The organism is Micromonospora taraxaci, assembly GCF_007830095.1.
GTDB lineage: Bacteria > Actinomycetota > Actinomycetes > Mycobacteriales > Micromonosporaceae > Micromonospora > Micromonospora taraxaci.
This window is the reverse complement of the sequence record NZ_VIWZ01000001.1, coordinates 6,081,967-6,100,072: the sequence shown is the minus strand read 5'-3', so window position 1 is coordinate 6,100,072 and position 18,106 is coordinate 6,081,967. Positions and strand designations below refer to the sequence as shown.

Sequence of the window (18,106 nt, the reverse complement as noted above, 5' to 3'; positions counted from 1 at the left end):
CGCCACGCACAGTAAGGTCAACCGGGTGAGCGCCACCGGCGAGCACGACCAGCCGCAGTCGCGTACGAAGAGGTGACCGGAGTGACCACCCCAGGCAAGACCCGCGTGGCGATCGTGTTCGGCGGCCGCAGCCCGGAGCACGGCATCTCCTGCGTCAGCGCCGGCAGCGTGTTCGGCGCGCTCGACCCGGACGAGTTCGAGGTGGTGCCCGTCGGCATCACCCGGGCCGGCCAGTGGGTGCTGACCAACGGAGATCCCGCCCAGCTCGCGATCAACGCCCGCCAGCTGCCGGAGATCACCGCCGATTCCGGCGACGACATCGTGCTGCGCGCCGACCCCACCGGCAACGGGCTGATGGTGCTCGACCCCACCGAGGGTCCTCGGGTGCTGGCCGACGTGGACGTGGTCTTCCCGGTGCTGCACGGCGCGTACGGCGAGGACGGCACCATCCAGGGAATGCTGGAGATGGCCGGCATCCCCTACGTCGGGGCGAACGTGTTCGCCTCCGCCGCCGCGATGGACAAGGAGTTCACCAAGAAGCTCTGTGCCGTCGAGGGCATCCCGGTCGGCACGTACGCGGTGCTGCGCAACGGGATGACCCTCAGCGAGCAGGACAAGGAGCGGCTGGGCCTGCCGGTCTTCGTCAAGCCGTCCCGGGCCGGCTCGTCCTTCGGCGTCAGCAAGGTCAGCGACTGGGCGCAGCTGGACGACGCGGTCGCCGCCGCCCGCAAGTTCGACCCGAAGGTCATCATCGAGGCCGCGATCATCGGCCGCGAGATCGAGTGCGGCGTGCTGGAGGGCGAGGCTGGCGGCGCGCCGGAGGCGTCCGTGCTGGCCGAGGTGCGGGTCGTCGCCGACCACGACTTCTACGACTTCGAGGCGAAGTACCTCGACGACTCGTGTGAGTACGACATCCCGGCCAACCTGCCGGAGCGGGTGACCCGTCAGGTGCAGGAGTACGCCGTCCGCGCGTTCACCGCGCTGGACTGCGCCGGCCTGGCCCGGGCGGACTTCTTCGTCACGCCCGAGCTGGACGTCTACCTCAACGAGATCAACACGATGCCCGGGTTCACCCCGACGTCGATGTTTCCGCGGATGTGGGCTGCTGCGGGCCTGGAATACCCGAAGCTGGTCAACCGACTGATCCGTACCGCCCAGCGGCGCGGCGTCGGCCTGCACTGAGCCAGCCGGCGCCGCCCGCGTACGTCAGCCGGTGCGGGGCCCGCTCAGCGTCAGCGTTGGCAGCCGGACGGGATGGCGCCGCCGGACGGCACTGTCGCCACGATCGTGCTGGAGATGGCCGGCACCCACTGCAACGGCTGCTCGTACGAGCGTGGAACCCGCACGGTGATCAGTGTTTCCCGGTCGACGGTGCTGAGCACTGCCGCGTCGGCCTGCTCGGCCAGGTGCCAGCAGACCCGGTTGACCGTCCAGACCTCGTCGGTGCTGGGGAACGTCGGCTCGGTGCCGCCGCAGGCCACGGTGAGCGCCGGGTCGCCGTACGCGGCGTTCTGCTCGGGGCCGGCGGTCACCGGCCGCTGGGCCAGATCGCGAATGCTCGCCGGAAGCTGGGAGAGCAGAGCCCGGCAGACGGTGGCCGGGCGGGCGGCCAGCGCCGGGGCGGCCATCTGCACCGGAGTGGTGGACTGCACCCGGGCGCTGCTGGCGGACGGGCTCGGCGCGGCGGCTGGCGTGTCCGGGGCGAGCTTGGTGAAGGCCAGCACGGCCACCAGCAACGTGATGGGCAGCGCGATCAACGTGGCCAGCAGGGCGGCGCCGCGGATGGTCCGGTCCCGACCGGCCGGCGCGGCGGCGGTCGTGTCGGCCGGTTCGCGGTTACCGTCAGCCGGCCCACGCGTCCCGTCGGCTGCCTCGCGCGTGCCGTCGTCGTCCAGAGCGGAGGAGGAGGTCGTCATCTCGTCCACTTACAGCCGCACCACCGAACACGTGAGGGTGCGGGTGATGCCGGGCACCATCTGCACCTTGCTGACGATGAGTTTGCCGAGCTCGTCGACGGTGTTCGCCTCGGTGAGGACGACCACGTCGTACGGCCCGGTCACGGCGTCGACCCGTACGACGCCGGGGATGTCCGCGATGAGACCCGCCACGTCACGTGCGCGGCCGACCTCGGTCTGGATGAGGATGTACGCCTGTACCACGACTAGACCTCCGTCCGTCGCCGCCCGGGAGCGGCCCGAAGGGTGAAAGTACCTTACGGACCAGGTCTGATCCCTATCGGTGGTCAAGGAGCAGCGGTGAGCGAGCAGGGCGGGGCCGGGCGGCACGGGCGGAACGCCGGTGGTGGCGTCAGCGTGTCCGGGATCGGGGAGTTCGGGCTGATCGGGAAGATCACCGCTCGACTGTCGTACGGGCCGACGACCCTGCTCGGCCCAGGTGACGACGCGGCGGTGGTGTCCGCGCCGGACGGTCGGGTCGCTGCTTCCACCGACGTGCTCGTCGATGGGCGACACTTCCGGCGGGACTGGTGCTCGGCCCTCGACGTGGGGCACAAGGCGGCGGCGGCCAACCTGGCGGACATCGCGGCCATGGGCGCGACGCCGACGGCCCTGCTGGTCGCCCTGTGCATGCCGGCGGATCTGGAGACCGGGTGGGCGGAGGAGTTGGCCGACGGGCTGTCCGCGGAGGCGTCGTCGGTCGGCGCGAGCGTCGTCGGCGGGGACATGTCCTCCAGCCCCACGCTGACCGTCGCGGTCACCGCTCTCGGCGACCTGGAGGGGCGTCCGCCGGTGCTGCGTTCCGGTGCCCGTCCCGGGGACGTGCTCGCCCTGGCCGGGCGCACCGGGTACGCGGCGGCCGGGCTGACCGTGCTCACCCGGGGCTTCCGGACACCCCGGGTGCTGGTCGAGGCGTACCGGCGGCCGCAGGTGCCCTACCCGGCCGGTCCGCAGGCCGCCAAACTCGGCGCCACCTCGATGATCGACGTGTCGGACGGGCTGCTCGCCGACCTCGGGCACGTGTCGACGGCGAGCGGGGTGGCCATCGACGTACGCCGGGACGCGTTCGAGGTGCCCCGGCAGATGGCCGACGCCGCGCAGGCGCTCGGCGTCGACCCGTACACCTGGATCCTGACCGGCGGTGAGGACCACGCGCTGGCCGCGACCTTCCCCCCGGCGGTGGCGCTACCGCCGGAGTGGCGGCCGATCGGCGTGGTCACGCACGGTGCCGGTGTGACGGTCGACGGCACGTCCTACGACGGCCCGACCGGCTGGGACCACTTCCGTTAGGGGTCCGGTGCCCGCCGTACCCTGGATACCGTGAGTGAGATCGAGATCCGGGCGGTGCGGTTCGACGCACCGGTGGCGCAGCAGTTGATCCAAGCCGCACTGGCGGACCTCGGTGCCCGCTACGGCGGCACCGGCGACGACACCCCGGTGGACGCCACCGAGTTCGAGCCGCCGGACGGCGCGTTCCTGGTCGCCTACCTGGCGGGTGAGCCGGTCGGCTGCGGTGGCTGGCGCAGCCACGGCGCGGACACCGCGGAGCTGAAGCGGATGTACACGGCGCCGGCGGCGCGGGGCCGGGGCGTGGCCCGCACGGTCCTGGCCGCCGTTGAGCGCTCGGCCCGTGAGCAGGGCCGCAAGCGGGTGGTCCTGGAGTGCGGGGACAAGCAGCCCGAGGCGATTGCCATGTACCGCTCCGCTGGATACGAGCGGATTCCGAACTTCGGCTTCTACAAGGACGCGGAGGGCTGCGTCTCCTTCGGCCGTACCCTCTGACCTGCAGTTTCTCGGCAACCGTGAATCGGTTGCGGACACGACAGAGCCGGCGGACCTCAGGGTCCGCCGGCTGAGCCGTACGAGAAAGTGGGTGCTACCGCGTCAGGCGCGGGTGACCTTGCCGGCCTTGATGCACGAGGTGCAGACCTTCAACTTCTTGGTGTTGCCGCCACCGGCCGGGGTACGCACCGACTGGATGTTCGGGTTCCAGCGGCGGTTGGTCCGCCGGTGCGAGTGGGACACGTTGTGGCCGAAGCCCGGTCCCTTGCCACAGACGTCGCACACGCTAGCCACGGGATACTCCTGGGATTGATACGTTCATGGGGTCGCCGGCAGGTGCTGCCCGGGCAACCTGGTCAGGTTACCCGATGACTCGCCGACCCGGCCAACCGGCCCGGTCCGGCGCTCGGTTGTGCTCCGGCTCCCACCTGGTCGCGGGCCCGTCCGCCCGAGAGTGGGCCGGCCCGGCGGCAAGGCTACCGGAGGGGCTTGGCCACGGTGCGGTGACCGCTGGACCGGGACGCGGGGGACACGCCGGACGACTCCGGCGCGTGTCGGTGCGCGCCAGTAGGCTTCTGCCCGTGCTGGACACCCTCGACGCCGCCACGGTCCGCCGCTGGTGCGCGAGCGGGTTGGCCGCGCTCAAGCGCCACCAGGGCGAGATCGACCAGCTCAACGTCTATCCGGTGCCCGACGGCGACACCGGCACCAACCTGGTGCTCACCCTCACCTCGGCCCAGCAGGCACTCGCGATGGACCTGGACACTCTCCCCCACAGCGGGCCGACCGCACACGGGCACGCGCTGCGGTTGATGGCGCAGGGCGCGCTGCTCGGCGCGCGGGGCAACTCCGGGGTGATCCTCTCGCAGATCCTGCGGGGGTTCGCCGACGAGGTCGCCATGGCGCCGGTGGTGCGGGGCCGGGAGTTGGCCGCCGCGCTGCGCTCCGGCACCGCGGCCGCGTACACGGCGGTCGCCCGGCCGGTCGAGGGCACTCTGCTCACCGTGGTCGCGGCGGCCGCCACGGCAGCCGACCAGGCCGACACCGAAGACCTGCCGGCGGTGGCCCGCGCTGCGGCCCGAGCCGCGACCGAGGCGCTCGCCCGGACCCCGGAGCAACTGCCGGCGTTGGCCCGCGCGGGTGTCGTCGACGCCGGCGGCCGAGGGCTCTGCGTGCTGCTCGACGCCCTGGTCGCGGTGCTCACCGGCGAGACCGCAGCCCACCCCGCGCCGACGCCGCGCTCCGCCCGTCCGGCGGCCACCGCCGCCCGGGAGACCGGCTCCGAGGAGTACGCGTACGAGGTGCAGTTCCTGCTCGACGCCCGGGCGGAGGCGGTCGACGGGTTGCGCCGGGCGCTGGACGCGTTGGGAGACTCCCTGGTCGTCGTCGGCGACGGACGGGAGCCGGAAGGCACCTGGAACGTGCACGTGCACGTCAACGACGTGGGCGCGGCGGTCGAGGCGGGGGTCGCCGCCGGTCGCCCGTACCGGATCTCGGTGACCCGTTTCGCCGACCAGTCGGAGCTGCCCCCCGGGCCGCTGACGACCGGTCGGGCCGCGGTGGTGGTCGCCACCGGGGGTGGCATCGCCGAGCTGTTCACCGCGGAGGGCGCGACAGTGGTGCCGGGCAACCCGTCCACTGGCGAGTTGCTGGACGCCGTCCGCAGCACCGGCGCGGCCCGGGTGGTGGTGCTGCCCAACGACGCCAACACGGAGGCCGTGGCCAGTGCGGCGGCACGCGAGGCCCGCCGGCACGGCATCAAGGTGAGCGTGGTGCCGACCCGCTCGCCGGTGCAGGCGCTCGCCGCCCTCGCGGTCCGCGACGGCGACCGCCGCTTCGAGGACGACGTGATCGCGATGGCCGAGGCGGCCGGCGCGTGCCGTTACGCCGAGGTCTGCCATGCCAGCCGGGAGGCGCTGACAGTGGCCGGCCCGTGCCGGCCCGGGGACGTGCTGGCGCTGGTCGAGGGGGAGGTGCACCTGATCGGCACCGATCTCACCGACACCTGCGCCGCGGTGGTCGACCGGATGCTCGGCGGCGGTGGCGAGATGGTCACCCTGCTGGCCGGGCTGGACGCCCCGGCCGGGCTCACCGACGCCGTCCGCGCCCACGTCGAGAGTCGCTGGCCGTTCGTCGAGGTGCACGCGTACCCGGGCGGCCAGCCGTTTTATCCGCTCCTGGTAGGGATCGAATGAGCGAACCAGCCACCGTGGACACTCCGCTGAAGAAGCTGGTCGGGGACAAGACGGCCAAGGCGCTGGCCACGCACCTCGACCTGCACACGGCGGGTGACCTGGTCTACCACTTTCCGCGCCGCTACGACGAGCGCGGCGAGCACACCGACATCCGTTCGCTGGACGTCGGTGAGCAGGTCACCGTGCTGGCCCAGGTGCAGCGCACCGCGGTGCGTCCGATGCGGCAGCGGCGGGGCAATCTGCTGGAGGTGACCGTCGGCGACGGCTCCGGTGGGGTGCTGACGTTGACGTTCTTCGGCAACCAGGCCTGGCGGGAGCGCGAGCTGCGTCCCGGTCGGTGGGGGCTGTTCGCCGGCAAGGTCACCGAGTTCCGGGGCAAGCGACAGCTCAACGGCCCGGAGTACGTGCTACTCGGCGAGGGTGGGGACGGTGAGGCGGCGGTCAGCGACGAGATCGAGGAGTTCGCCGGCGCGCTGATCCCCGTCTACCCGGCCGCCGCGGCCCTGCCGACCTGGGTGATCGCGCGATGCGTACGGGTCGTGCTGGACACGTTCACCCCGCCGGACGACCCGCTGCCCGCCGACGTGCGCGCCAGCCGCAAACTGGTCGGGCTGGGCACCGCGCTGAAGGAGATCCACCGGCCGTCCAGCAAGGAGGCGCTGCACCGGGCACGGCGGCGGCTCAAGTGGGACGAGGCGTTCGCCGTCCAGTTGACCCTGGTGCAGCGCAAGCACCGGGCAGCCGACTGGCCGGCCCGACCCCGCCCGGCCCGCCCAGGTGGCCTGCTGGAGGCCTTCGACGCCCGTCTGCCGTACGAGCTGACGGAAGGCCAGCGTGACGTGGGCGTGGAGATCGCCGAGGATCTGGCCGCACCGCACCCGATGCACCGCTTGTTGCAGGGCGAGGTGGGCTCGGGCAAGACGGTAGTGGCGTTGCGGGCGATGCTCCAGGTGGTCGACGCGGGCGGCCAGGCTGCGTTGTTGGCGCCCACCGAGGTGCTGGCGGCCCAGCACCACCGCGGCATGCTCGACCTGCTCGGGCCGCTCGGCAGAGCCGGTGAGCTGGGTTCCGCCGAGCACGCCACCCGGGTCGAGCTGGTCACCGGTTCGCTGGGCGCGGCGGCGCGACGTCGGGCGCTCGGCGAGGTCGCCAGCGGTGCCGCCGGCATCGTGCTCGGCACCCACGCCCTGCTCTACGAGGGGGTCGACTTCGCCGATCTCGGCCTGGTGGTCGTCGACGAGCAGCACCGCTTCGGCGTGGAGCAGCGCGACGCCCTACGGGCCAAGGCCGACCAGCCGCCGCACGTGCTGGTGATGACGGCCACCCCGATCCCGCGCACGGTGGCGATGACCGTCTACGGCGACCTGGAGGTCTCCACCCTCTCCCAGCTGCCCCGGGGGCGGTCGCCGATCGCCTCGCACGTCGTGCCGGCCGCCGAGAAGCCGGCCTACCTGGACCGGGCCTGGCGTCGGCTGCGCGAGGAGGTGAACGCCGGCCACCAGGCGTACGTGGTCTGTCCCCGGATCGGTGACGGTCCCACGTCCGACGAGGAGCCGCCACCCGAGGACGACAACGGTCGACGCCCGCCGCTGGCGGTGACCGAGGTGGCCCCGCTGCTGGCCGAGGGGCCGCTGCACGGGCTGCGGATCGGGGTGCTGCACGGTCGCCTGCCGGCCGACGAGAAAGACGCGGTGATGCGCTCCTTCGCGGCCGGCGACCTGGACGTGCTGGTGGCGACCACAGTGATCGAGGTCGGCGTGGATGTGCCGAACGCGACCGTGATGATCGTTCTCGACGCCGACCGTTTCGGTGTCTCCCAGCTGCACCAGTTGCGGGGCCGGGTCGGCCGGGGTGCCGCCGCAGGGCTCTGTCTGCTGGTCAGTGAGGCGGCCGAGGGCTCCTCGGCGCGGGAGCGGCTGGACGCGGTGGCGTCCACGAGCGACGGTTTCAAGCTCGCCGAGCTGGATCTGGAGCAGCGCCGCGAGGGTGACGTGCTGGGCGCCACCCAGTCCGGGCACCGTTCGCACCTGCGGCTGCTCTCGTTGCGGCGGGACACGGAGCTGATCCGCGACGCCCGCGCCGAGGCGATCACCCTGATCGAGGACGACCCGGAGCTGACCCGCAACCCGGCGCTGGCCGCCTCGGTTGCCGCGCTCGTCGACGAGGACCGCGCGGAGTACCTGGAGAAGGGCTGAGGCGGGCCCGAGGTGCCCGCGGCCGGCCCGGTGATCCACTCCAGTTTCAGGAAGTTGGGGTGTCCCGCCGGGAGGGATGCCCCGACTTCAATGATTCCGAGTCGATCACGTCACCCCGGGACGGGCCACCCAGCGCATGACGAAGGGCGCGCCGACCGGGTGGTCGGCGCGCCCTCAGTTGTCAGAGCGGGTTGTCTCAGGCGGTGAAGGTAACCCGACGACGCCGAGCGATGACGAAGAGCACCGCGCCAGCGATCAGCAGCGCGATCGCGCCGGCGGCGATGCCGCCCGCCGCCGCACCGGTGACCGGGAGGCCCGGCTCCTCGCCGCCAGCGCCACCGCCACCGCAGTTGCCCTCCGGCGTGTAGACCGCTTCCATCTCCAGGTCGAGGTCAGGCAGCGAGACGAGAGCCGACTCGGCCTTGCTGGCCTTGAAGGTCACCGTCTCCGACTTGCCGGCCGCGACCGTGCGGGTCTCGTTCTTGTCGCCGTAGGTGAACGTCGCCTTGACCGGGAGACCACCCTCGGGGTTGGTCACGGTGAGGGCGAAGTCCTTGCAGTCGGCCTTGGTGGTGACGACCGGCAGCGGGCAGTCCTCAGGGCGCTCCCACTTGTACGTGCCGTTCTCGACCACCTTGCCGTCGACCAGCACCTCGATCTTGCCGGCGTCAGCAGCGGGCACGACAACGCTGGTGTCGGCCTTGCCAGCCGGGACGGAGACCTTCTTGGTGAAGCCGTTCTCGCCCTTGACCTCGAACTCGACGGCGTACTTGCTGATCTTGCCGTCGTTGCTCAGCGACACGGCGACCGAACCGTCGCAGTTGGACGCGAAGGTCGAGGCCGGGGTGGTGCAGCTCTTGTTGCCGCCGTTGTACCAGCCCTGCGGGCCCTTCGAGCGGTTGCCCGGGGCGCCCGGGGAGCCGAGCTTCTTGTTGTCGTAGCGCTTGCCACCCTCGACCAATTCGTCGATGACCTCGTCCTTGCCGCCCCAGATCAGGTCGACCTGCGTGTGGCAGTCCGGGATCTCGACGTTCAGCGTGATCTCGGTCTGGGTGCCGCCGATCCAGTTGCTGTCCGGCGTGCCGTAGACGTACTGCGGGGTGGCGAACTGCGGCCGGGGCGCGAAGTACGACACCAGAGTGAACCACTGCTTGCCCTCGCCGCAGAGCGGCAGGTCACCGTCGAGCTTGACGGTGGCGGTGCCCTTCGGGCCGTCGAACGTGTGGCTGTACTTGGCCTTGTTGACGTCGACGCACTTCGGGGTCGGCGCGCAGGAGCTGTCGGCGGCCAGGTTGATGCTGCCGTCGTTGGTGGCTTCCTGCCCGTTCTGCTTCCACTTGCCGAACACGGTGAGCTTGGCGCTCTTGGTGTCGCCCGGCACTCGCTGGACGGCCAGGACGCTGCCGCCCTTGGGGATGACGGAGCCCTGCAGCGGGACCGCCTTGGAGCCCTTGACCGGCACGGTGACCTCGGTCGACGGGTCGGCGGTCACCTTCTTGAGGGTGACCTCCTTGTTGCGCTCGCTGTTCTCCACCTTCCAGGTGATCACTCGCTCGCCGGTGAGCCGGTCACAGTCGGCTACGGCGGTGATCGTGGTGTGGTGCGCGCTGGCCGGGCCGGCCACCGCGACTGCCCCGGTGAGGCCGATGAGGGCGGCTCCCAGGATGGCCAGCGGTCGCCGTAGCGACAGCTTGGGACGGATCACGGGTACTCCTGGAGTGCTGAAGCGTCAGGGGTGTGGCACGGGAGTGACAGTGGACGGTCGCCGCACGTCCGACCGGAGAGGTGCCCTCCCGTACCGCGGGCCGGTGGGTTGCCGCCGGCACCCGGCAGACCCTAGCGAGAACGCCTCGCATGAGACAGCCTTGAGGATTTGCTAAGACGGATGTTATGAAGTTGAGATCATTGATATACGAGAAGTGATCACCTGATCGTTGTGGCGGTACCGACCGTGTCGGCCGGCAGGTCCGAAGGGTCGCGTAGCGTCGCGGGCATGAGCAGGTGGAGACCATGACCCGGATCGTGGCCGGCACGCTCGGTGGCCGGCGGATCGCCGCGCCTCCCGGCGCCGGCACCCGACCTACGTCCGACCGGGTTCGGGAGGCACTGTTCAGCGCCGTCGAAGCCGAGGTCGACCTTGACGGCGCCCGCTTCGCCGACCTGTACGCCGGCTCCGGCGCGGTCGGTCTGGAGGCGCTCTCCCGGGGTGCTCGGCACGTCCTGCTGGTCGAGTCCGACCCCCGCGCGGCCCGGGTGATCCGGGAGAACGTCGCAACCCTCGGCGTCGGCCCGGCAGCCCGCCTGGTCGCCGGCAAGGTGGCGACGGCGCTGGCCGCCGGCCCGGACGGCGGCCCGTACGACGTGGTCTTCGCCGACCCTCCCTACGCGGTTCCGGACGAGGAGATCACCGCCCTGTTGGCCGCGCTGGTCGGCGGCGAGTGGCTGGCGCCCGACGCGCTGGTGGTGGTGGAGCGGTCCCGTCGCACCAGGCAGTTCGACTGGGTGGACGGCATCACCCCGGACCGCAGTCGCCGTTACGGCGAGACCACACTTTGGTACGGTCGCCGATCATGAGACGTGCGGTGTGCCCCGGTTCGTTCGATCCGGTCACCAACGGACACCTCGACATCATCGGGCGGGCCAGTCGGCTCTTCGACGAGGTGATCGTCGGTGTGCTGGTGAACCAGTCGAAGAGTGGCCTCTTCACCGTCGAGGAGCGGATCGACATGCTCCGCGAGGTGACCTCGTCGTACGGGAACGTCCGGGTCGAGTCGTTCCGCGGGCTGCTGGTCGACTTCTGCCGGGCCCAGCAGGCGAGTGTGCTGATCAAGGGCCTGCGCGCGGTCAGCGACTTCGACTACGAGTTGCAGATGGCCCAGATGAACATCGGGCTGGCGGGTGTCGAGACGCTCTTCATGCCGACCAACCCGCTCTACTCGTTCCTCTCGTCGAGCCTGGTCAAGGACGTGGCCAAGTGGGGTGGCGACATCTCCGCCCATGTCCCCGACCCGGTCCGTAAGGCTCTCCAGGCCCGCCTCGGCCCCCGTAGCTGATCACACCCTCTGCCGGCGATAGCACCGCTCCGCCCCGGGACGCCCCTTTTTGCCGGAAATCGAGGCAAGAGTGCGGGCACGGTGGGCGCCGGGTGACGATGTCGCGACGCGCCGGGTTGGGGCGGATGGGGCGCGGGTGGGGCGGGCACGCCATGATTGGTGGCGCGGGGAACGGCCGTAGCCCGCATCATGGAGGTCGGCCGAAGAACGACAGGAGTGAGGTACCGGTGGACCCGCTCGATCGCATCGACGAACTGATCGCCATGGTGGAGCAGGCCCGCTCCGTCCCGATGTCGCGCAACAACTGCATGGTCGACCGGGGTGAGACGATCGCGGCCCTCGACGAGATACGTGCCGACCTGCCCGCCGACCTGCGTCGCGCCGCCGCGCTCCTCGAGGAGCGAGACAAGATCATGGAGGCCGGCAAGCGCGAGGCGGACCGGATCATCAGCGAGGGTGAGGCAGAACACGCCCGCCTGGTCTCGGTGAACGAGATCACCGTGTCGGCCGAGCACGAGGGTGCCCGGATCATCGCGGAGGCCCGAGCCGAGGCGCAGCGCCTGCGTGAGGAGGTCGACGACTACGTCGACACCGCGCTGGCCAACTTCGAACAGTTCCTCACCCGGGCGCTGGCCTCGATAGAGCGCGGCCGGGACAAGATGCACGCCCTGCGTGAGATCGGCACGTTCGCTGGGGACGAGGCGGAACGCCCGCTACCCTTCTGAGCGGCACCTCACCAGCCGACATTCTCGCCGCAGGCGTCGCCCCCGGTTCGACGGTCCGGCGGTCGTCCAGGTAACCTTTTTTGTCGGCCTCTCACCGGCCGGAGTCTAACTATGCCCAAGCACTCGCCATCGACACTCAACCCCAGGTCGCCGCTGGTCCTCGACACGAGGGACCTGCCGCGCCGCCCTGGCGCGTTGCGTGAGGTCAAGCGGGTCGTGCCGGCACCGGCGGACCTCGGTGTGGAGTTGATCGGCGTGCCGGAGGGTGCGGATCTCGACCTCGATCTGAGGTTGCAGTCGGTGTCCGAGGGCGTGCTCGTCTCCGGGACCATCACCGGTCCCGTCAAGGGCGAGTGCGGCCGTTGCCTGCGCGAGATCAACGACTCGATGGGCGTGACGATCCAGGAGCTGTACGCGTACGAGGACAGCACCACGGACGCCACGACCGACGAGGACGAGGTGGGCCGGATGCAGGGCGATCTGATCGACCTGGAGCCGGCGCTGCGGGACGCGTTGGTGCTCACGCTGCCGACCAACCCGCTCTGCCGGGAGGACTGCCCAGGACTGTGCCCCGAATGCGGGGCGCACTGGGACGATCTGCCGGCCGACCACAGTCACCAGCAGATCGACCCGCGTTGGGCGGGCCTGTCGCAACTGACCGTTACAGAGGAGTAAGAACCGTGGCCGTCCCGAAGCGCAAGATGTCGCGCAGCAACACCCGGTCCCGCCGGGCGAACTGGAAGGCGACGGTGGTCGCGACCGTTGCGTGCCCGCAGTGCAAGTCCCCGAAGCTGCCGCACGCCGCCTGCTCCGTCTGCGGCACCTACAACGGCCGCCAGGTTCTCGAGGTCTGACCTGGACGCCCAGTGACGCCCCCGACCCCAGGTCGGGCGGCGCGCGCATCCTGGCATTCGCCCGGTGCCCCGGCTCCCGATGCCCGGCCGACTCCGGCCGGCGTTCCCGTGGAGCCGGGCACCGCGCGGATCGCCGTTGACCTCCTCGGCGGGGACGACGCTCCCGCCGTCGTGGTTGACGGCGCTCTGCGGGCCATGCGCGCCGACCCCGACCTGCACCTGCTCCTCGTCGGCCCGACCGAGGTCGCCGACGAGTTGATCGCTGACCTCGATCCGGCGCAGCGCGTCCGGGTCGCGGTGCGGCCCGTCCGCGACGTGGTCGGCATGGCCGACCACCCCAGTGCCGCCCGCAAGGAGAGCACCGTCCGCGCCGCGGTCACCGCCGTCCGTGACGGCACCGCCGATGCCATGGTGTCCGCCGGTGCCACCGGTGCCACAGTCACCGCTGCCGTTCTCGGCCTCGGCCGCTGGCCGGAGATCCGCCAACCCGCCCTGGTCGCCACCCTGCCCGCCGTGGCCGGGCCGGTCGTCCTGCTCGACGTCGGTGGCTCCCTGGAACCCCGCCCGGCCACTCTCGCCCGCCACGCCGTCCTCGGCGCCGCGTACGCCGCGGTGGCCCACTCGATCCCCGCGCCCAGGGTCGGGCTGCTGTCGGTCGGCACCGAGGCCGGCAAGGGCGATCGGGTCCGCCGGGCCACCGACCCGCTGCTCGCCGCCGAACGACTCCCCGCCGGGGCGCGCTACATCGGCCTGGTCGAGGGGTACGACGTGACGCTCGGCGCGCGCGCCGATGTGGTCGTCACCGACGGGTTCACCGGTAACGTGCTGCTCAAGGCCATCGAGGGCGCGTACGCCATGGCCGGCGGCCCTCCCGCCGAAGGTGGCGCTCCCCGCGCTGCCGCCCTGCTGGGCGTGGCGGGGACGGTGGTCGTCTGCCACGGTTCCGCCCGCGCCGGCGACGTCGCCTCCGGCATCGCCCTCGCCGCTCACCTGTGGCGACGGCGCGCCACCGATCTGGTCTCCGCGTTGCTCGACGGCGACGCCGCGACGGACCGCGCCAACCGTTCCACCGACACCGAGGTACGCACATCATGAGCAACGACAAGAGGCGGCGGGTATCCGTCGGTCAGCTGGAAGCCGCCTTCGGCGTGAGTCTCGAACCCGAGCTGCTCCAGCGCGCGCTGACCCACCGCTCGTACGCGTACGAGAACGGTGGGCTGCCCACCAACGAGCGGCTGGAGTTCCTCGGCGACTCGGTGCTCGGCGTGGTGATCACCACAGCGTTGTTCCACAACCACCCGGACCTCCCCGAGGGGCAGCTGGCGAAGCTGCGTGCCAGCGTGGTCAACATGAGGGCGCTCGCCGACGTGGCCCGTGGTCTGGGCCCGGACGGCCTCGGCGCGTACCTCCTGCTCGGCAAGGGTGAGGAGACCACCGGCGGTCGGGACAAGGCGAGCATCCTCGCCGACACGCTGGAGGCGCTGCTCGGCGCGATCTACCTTCAGTACGGGCTGGACACCACGGGCATCGTCATCCACCGACTCTTCGACCCGTTGATGGCCGAGTCGGCTGGTCGGGGCGCCGCCCTGGACTGGAAGACCAGCCTGCAGGAGCTGACGGCGGCGCTCGGGCTCGGTGTTCCGGAGTACCGGATCGAGGGCACCGGCCCGGACCATCTGAAGACGTTCACCGCGTGGGTGGTGGTGGCCGGCAACCGGTACGGCGGCGCCGAGGGGCGCAGCAAGAAGGAGGCCGAGCAGCGCGCCGCCGAGGCCGCCTGGCGGACGCTCGCCGAGCAGAACGGCCACAACGGCGACGACAGCCAGAACACCGGTGGTGGCGAGAACGGCACTGCCAGCCAGAACGGCGAGGCCAGCCAGGACAGCCGGGGCGGGCCGCTGGAAAGCGCCGAGCGGGCGGCCCAGGCCGAGCAGGCCGACCACCTGGCGCAGGTCCTGCCGGCCGGGGGCGCCGACGGCCACGAGACGGGGTCACGGCGTGCCTGAACTGCCCGAGGTCGAGACCGTCCGGCAGGGGCTGGCCCAGTGGGTGGTCGGCCGCCGGATCGTCTCGGTCGAGGTCCGTCACCCACGTGCGGTCCGTCGGCACGTGCCCGGTGACGTGCACTTCGCCGACGTGCTCGCCGGTCGGATGGTGCTCGACGCCCGCCGTCGGGGCAAGTACCTGTGGCTGCCACTGGACAGCGGCGACGCGATCATCGGTCACCTCGGCATGTCCGGTCAGATGCTGCTCCAGCCATCCGGCACCACCGACGAGACCCATCTGCGGGTCCGTTTCCGGTTCGCCGACGACGGGCCGGAGCTGCGTTTCGTCGACCAACGCACGTTCGGCGGGCTCTCGGTGAGCGAGGGCGGCGCCGAACTGCCCGACGAGATCGCGCACATCGCCCGTGACCCGATCGACCCGGAGTTCTCCGACGAGGGATTCGTCGCCGCGCTGCGTCGCCGGCACACCGAGGTGAAGCGGGCGCTACTCGACCAGACCCTGATCTCCGGGGTGGGCAACATCTACGCCGACGAGGCGCTCTGGCGTGCCCGGCTGCACGGCGGCCGACCCACCGACGCGCTGACCGCCCCGGCCGTGCAGCGCCTGCTCGGCCACGTCCGTGACGTGCTCGGCGAGGCGATCAGTGAGGGCGGCACCAGCTTCGACGCCCTCTACGTCAACGTCAACGGGGAGAGCGGCTACTTCGACCGGGCGCTGAACGCGTACGGCCGCGAGGGCGAGCCGTGCCGTCGGTGCGGTGCGCCGATCCGCCGCGAGGCGTTCATGAACCGGTCCTCGTACAGCTGCCCGCGCTGCCAGCCGCGGCCCCGGGGTTCCCTTCGGGGATGACCCGGAGTCGACTCCGGGGCGGCGTCGGCGGGTCGCGGCGGGTCGCTCCGGGCTGGACCCCGGCGTACGTCCGATTCGTGGCTGATGCCCGCCGCGCCGACCCCCACCGACCAGCCCCGGGTTTCCGGGGCGGGCCGGGGCCGATCCCCGATGTGACCGCCTCGTCACGCCCCTAACGTCAGCTCCGTTGACTGGGGGGCTGACGTGACAGGGGGATCCGAGATGCGGAAAAGACCGGTGACGGTGCGGCTGGCGCGGTGGAGCGCCGAGCACCCGTGGCGGGCGATCGCGCTGTGGGCGGTGTTCGTCGCGGTGTGCTTCGTCGGCGGCAACGCCGCTGGTCTCAACGAGGCCACGAGCGGTGACCAGGCCATCGGTGAGGCGGGGCGGGCCGGCCTGATCGTGGACGCCGCCAACTTCGACGACCCGGCCGTGGACAACGTCCTGATCACCTCTCCGGGCGGTGCGCTGGACCAGGCGGCGGCCACGGCAGCCGCCGACGACGCGGCGGCCCGGCTGCGCACTGTCGTCGGGGTGGCCGCTGTGGGTGAGCCGGTCACCGCTCGGGACGGCTCGGCACTACTGGTGCCGATCACCATGTCCGGCGACCCGGAGACGGCCTCGGAGCGGGTGCAGCCGTTGCGCGACGCGACCGCCGCCGTGCAGGCCGCACATCCGCAGGTGCGGGTGGAACAGGTCGGTGGACCGTCGATCGGCCAGGCTCTCGACGACACCCTGGGCAAGGACTTCGAGCGTGCCGAGCTGCTCAGCCTGCCGGTCACCCTGGCGATCCTGATCATCGCGTTCGGGGCACTGATCGCGGCCAGCGTGCCGGTGCTGCTGGCGCTCTCGTCGGTCGCCGCCGCGATGGGTCTGTCCACCCTCGCCTCGCACCTGGTGCCGGCGACCGACACCACGGCCCCGGTGATCCTGCTGATCGGGATGGCGGTCGGGGTCGACTACTCGTTGTTCTACATCCGTCGCGAGCGGGAGGAACGCGCCAAGGGCCGCTCCGGCCTCGACGCCGTGGAGATCGCGGCGGAGACGTCCGGTCACGCGGTGGTGGTCTCCGGCCTCGCGGTGATGATCTCGATGGCCGGGTTGCTGCTCGCCGGCGACGTGGTCTTCTCGTCCCTCGCGGTCGGCTCGATCCTGGTGGTCGCAGTCGCGGTGACCGGCTCGCTGACGGTGCTGCCCGCCCTGCTGGCCCGGCTGGGCCGTTGGGTCGACCGGCCCCGCGTGCCGCTGCTGTGGCGGCTGACCGCGCCGCGCACCGGCCGGCACGGCCAGCCCCGTGCGCCCCGGCTCTGGCCCGCTGTGCTCCGCCCGGCGCTGCGCGCGCCGGTGGTGACGCTGGTCATCTCGGTCGGACTGCTGCTCGCGCTGGCCGCGCCCGCGCTCGGCATGAAGCTGAAGTTCCCCGGCATGGAGGACCTGCCCCGCACCACGCCGGCGATGCAGGCGTACGACAGGCTGACCGCCGCGTTCCCGAGCACCGGCACCAACCACGTGGTGGCCGTGCGGGCGCCGGCCGAACAGGCCGACCGGGTACGCGCCGCCCTCACCGACCTGTCCACCCGGGCGGCCGGCGATCCGCTGTTCGCCCCGGTCGAGGCGGACGGCCCGAAGATCGAGGTGTCGGCCGACCGGCGGGTGTCGGTGCTGGACGTCGCCACCCCGTACGCCAGCCGGGACGACCGGTCGGTGCAGTCGCTGGAGAAGCTGCGCGAGGACCTGGTCCCGGCCGGGTTACGGGGTATCCCCGGCATCGAGTACGCGGTCGGCGGCAGCGTCGCCGACAGTGAGGACTACGCGGCCCACGTGCGGGACAAGTTGCCGTTGGTCATGGGCTTCGTGCTGGTGCTGACCTTCCTGGTCATGGTGTTCACCTTCCGGTCGGTGGTGGTCGCGGCGAGCTCCATCGCGCTGAACCTGCTCTCCGCCGGTGCCGCGTACGGGCTGCTGGTGCTGGTCTTCCAGGGTGAGTGGGCCGAGGGGCTGCTCGGTTTCACGTCGATGGGCGCCATCGTGTCCTGGTTGCCGCTGTTCCTCTTCGTGGTGCTCTTCGGCCTCTCGATGGACTACCACGTCTTCGTGGTCAGCCGGATCCGCGAGGGGGTACGGGCTGGCATGCCCAACCGCGATGCCGTGTCCTACGGGATCACCTCGTCGGCCGGGGTGGTGACCAGCGCGGCGATCGTGATGGTCGGCGTGTTCTCGATCTTCGCCACGCTGAGCACGATCGACATGAAACAGCTCGGCATCGGCCTCGCGGCGGCGATCCTGCTGGACGCCACGATCATCCGGGGAGTGGTGTTGCCGGCCCTGATGACCATGTTGGGCGACGCCAACTGGTGGGCCCCGCGCTTCCTGCGCCCTCGCCCGGCGCCCGCGCCGGCCGACCCGCCGGCCCCCACCCCGGAGCTGGTACCGGTGCCCTGACGTCCGAAGCGTTGGGCCGGGTCGCGACCGCGGCCCGGCCCAACACAGG

Annotated in this window: 18 protein-coding genes; 14 read left to right on the top strand and 4 right to left on the bottom strand. The window is 71.8% G+C overall.

The annotated features are described in order from the left end of the window. Window positions 1–81 precede the first annotated feature (81 nt). Window positions 82–1,182: a D-alanine--D-alanine ligase family protein gene (locus FHU34_RS27575; RefSeq protein WP_145785113.1), complete on the top strand. Its 1,101-nt coding sequence runs from the start codon at window positions 82–84 to the stop codon at window positions 1,180–1,182. A 50-nt stretch (window positions 1,183–1,232) separates the two neighbouring features. On the opposite strand, the gene FHU34_RS27570 is transcribed toward FHU34_RS27575, so the two are convergent. Continuing rightward, entirely contained in the window at window positions 1,233–1,916 is a 684-nt protein-coding gene (locus tag FHU34_RS27570) for a DUF3515 family protein (protein WP_145785112.1), read from the bottom strand. Window positions 1,917–1,925: 9 nt separating this feature from the next. Next, complete coding sequence (locus tag FHU34_RS27565) at window positions 1,926–2,159, bottom strand: Lrp/AsnC ligand binding domain-containing protein (protein WP_030487446.1); 234 nt, start codon at window positions 2,157–2,159, stop codon at window positions 1,926–1,928. A gap of 153 nt (window positions 2,160–2,312) precedes the next feature. Here FHU34_RS27565 and FHU34_RS27560 point away from each other — a divergent pair, with 153 nt between their 5' ends. Continuing rightward, window positions 2,313–3,245: a thiamine-phosphate kinase gene (locus FHU34_RS27560; RefSeq protein WP_145785832.1), complete on the top strand. Its 933-nt coding sequence runs from the start codon at window positions 2,313–2,315 to the stop codon at window positions 3,243–3,245. A gap of 30 nt (window positions 3,246–3,275) precedes the next feature. Further along, on the top strand, window positions 3,276–3,737 hold the full coding sequence (locus FHU34_RS27555) for a GNAT family N-acetyltransferase (protein WP_145785111.1): 462 nt from the start codon (window positions 3,276–3,278) through the stop codon (window positions 3,735–3,737). Between the two features lie 102 nt (window positions 3,738–3,839). Here FHU34_RS27555 and rpmB read toward each other — a convergent pair whose 3' ends face one another. Beyond that, the gene (rpmB, locus tag FHU34_RS27550; protein WP_011905179.1) at window positions 3,840–4,031 is read right to left on the bottom strand and encodes a 50S ribosomal protein L28; all 192 of its coding nucleotides are present in this window, start codon (window positions 4,029–4,031) and stop codon (window positions 3,840–3,842) included. 287 nt (window positions 4,032–4,318) lie between these two features. On the opposite strand from rpmB, the gene FHU34_RS27545 reads away from it, so the two are divergent. Both FHU34_RS27545 and recG read left to right on the top strand, forming a co-directional pair. After that, window positions 4,319–5,932 (top strand): DAK2 domain-containing protein, encoded by a 1,614-nt coding sequence (locus FHU34_RS27545; protein WP_145785110.1) that lies wholly within the window; start codon window positions 4,319–4,321, stop codon window positions 5,930–5,932. Further along, entirely contained in the window at window positions 5,929–8,127 is a 2,199-nt protein-coding gene (recG, locus tag FHU34_RS27540) for an ATP-dependent DNA helicase RecG (RefSeq protein WP_145785109.1), read from the top strand. The genes FHU34_RS27545 and recG overlap by 4 nt, the downstream gene beginning before the upstream one ends. Window positions 8,128–8,323: 196 nt before the next feature. On the opposite strand, the gene FHU34_RS27535 is transcribed toward recG, so the two are convergent. Next, a complete protein-coding gene (locus tag FHU34_RS27535) occupies window positions 8,324–9,832 on the bottom strand; it encodes a cell wall anchor protein (RefSeq protein WP_145785108.1) in 1,509 nt (502 codons plus the stop codon). A gap of 305 nt (window positions 9,833–10,137) precedes the next feature. Between FHU34_RS27535 and rsmD the strand changes: the two genes are divergently transcribed. The 9 genes from rsmD (at window position 10,138) to FHU34_RS27490 (ending at window position 18,057) form a co-directional block, all read left to right on the top strand. Next, window positions 10,138–10,701 (top strand): 16S rRNA (guanine(966)-N(2))-methyltransferase RsmD, encoded by a 564-nt coding sequence (gene rsmD, locus FHU34_RS27530; protein ID WP_145785107.1) that lies wholly within the window; start codon window positions 10,138–10,140, stop codon window positions 10,699–10,701. Continuing rightward, window positions 10,698–11,180, top strand: a complete 483-nt coding sequence (gene coaD / locus FHU34_RS27525) for a pantetheine-phosphate adenylyltransferase (RefSeq protein ID WP_088991071.1) — start codon at window positions 10,698–10,700, stop codon at window positions 11,178–11,180. The genes rsmD and coaD overlap by 4 nt, the downstream gene beginning before the upstream one ends. A gap of 227 nt (window positions 11,181–11,407) precedes the next feature. Next, on the top strand, window positions 11,408–11,905 hold the full coding sequence (locus FHU34_RS27520) for an SPFH domain-containing protein (protein WP_088991070.1): 498 nt from the start codon (window positions 11,408–11,410) through the stop codon (window positions 11,903–11,905). A 111-nt stretch (window positions 11,906–12,016) separates the two neighbouring features. After that, window positions 12,017–12,580, top strand: a complete 564-nt coding sequence (locus tag FHU34_RS27515) for a YceD family protein (protein ID WP_088991069.1) — start codon at window positions 12,017–12,019, stop codon at window positions 12,578–12,580. A 5-nt stretch (window positions 12,581–12,585) separates the two neighbouring features. Continuing rightward, complete coding sequence (rpmF, locus tag FHU34_RS27510) at window positions 12,586–12,759, top strand: 50S ribosomal protein L32 (RefSeq protein WP_030335284.1); 174 nt, start codon at window positions 12,586–12,588, stop codon at window positions 12,757–12,759. A gap of 108 nt (window positions 12,760–12,867) precedes the next feature. Further along, window positions 12,868–13,854, top strand: coding sequence for a phosphate acyltransferase PlsX (locus tag FHU34_RS27505; protein WP_145785106.1), 987 nt, complete (start codon window positions 12,868–12,870; stop codon window positions 13,852–13,854). Next, complete coding sequence (gene rnc, locus FHU34_RS27500; RefSeq protein ID WP_244311857.1) at window positions 13,851–14,765, top strand: ribonuclease III; 915 nt, start codon at window positions 13,851–13,853, stop codon at window positions 14,763–14,765. The genes FHU34_RS27505 and rnc overlap by 4 nt, the downstream gene beginning before the upstream one ends. Beyond that, window positions 14,758–15,615 (top strand): bifunctional DNA-formamidopyrimidine glycosylase/DNA-(apurinic or apyrimidinic site) lyase, encoded by an 858-nt coding sequence (mutM, locus tag FHU34_RS27495; RefSeq protein WP_145785105.1) that lies wholly within the window; start codon window positions 14,758–14,760, stop codon window positions 15,613–15,615. Before rnc ends, mutM begins: the two co-directional genes overlap by 8 nt. A gap of 222 nt (window positions 15,616–15,837) precedes the next feature. Beyond that, on the top strand, window positions 15,838–18,057 hold the full coding sequence (locus FHU34_RS27490; RefSeq protein WP_145785104.1) for an MMPL family transporter: 2,220 nt from the start codon (window positions 15,838–15,840) through the stop codon (window positions 18,055–18,057). The last annotated feature ends 49 nt before the right edge of the window (window positions 18,058–18,106 follow it).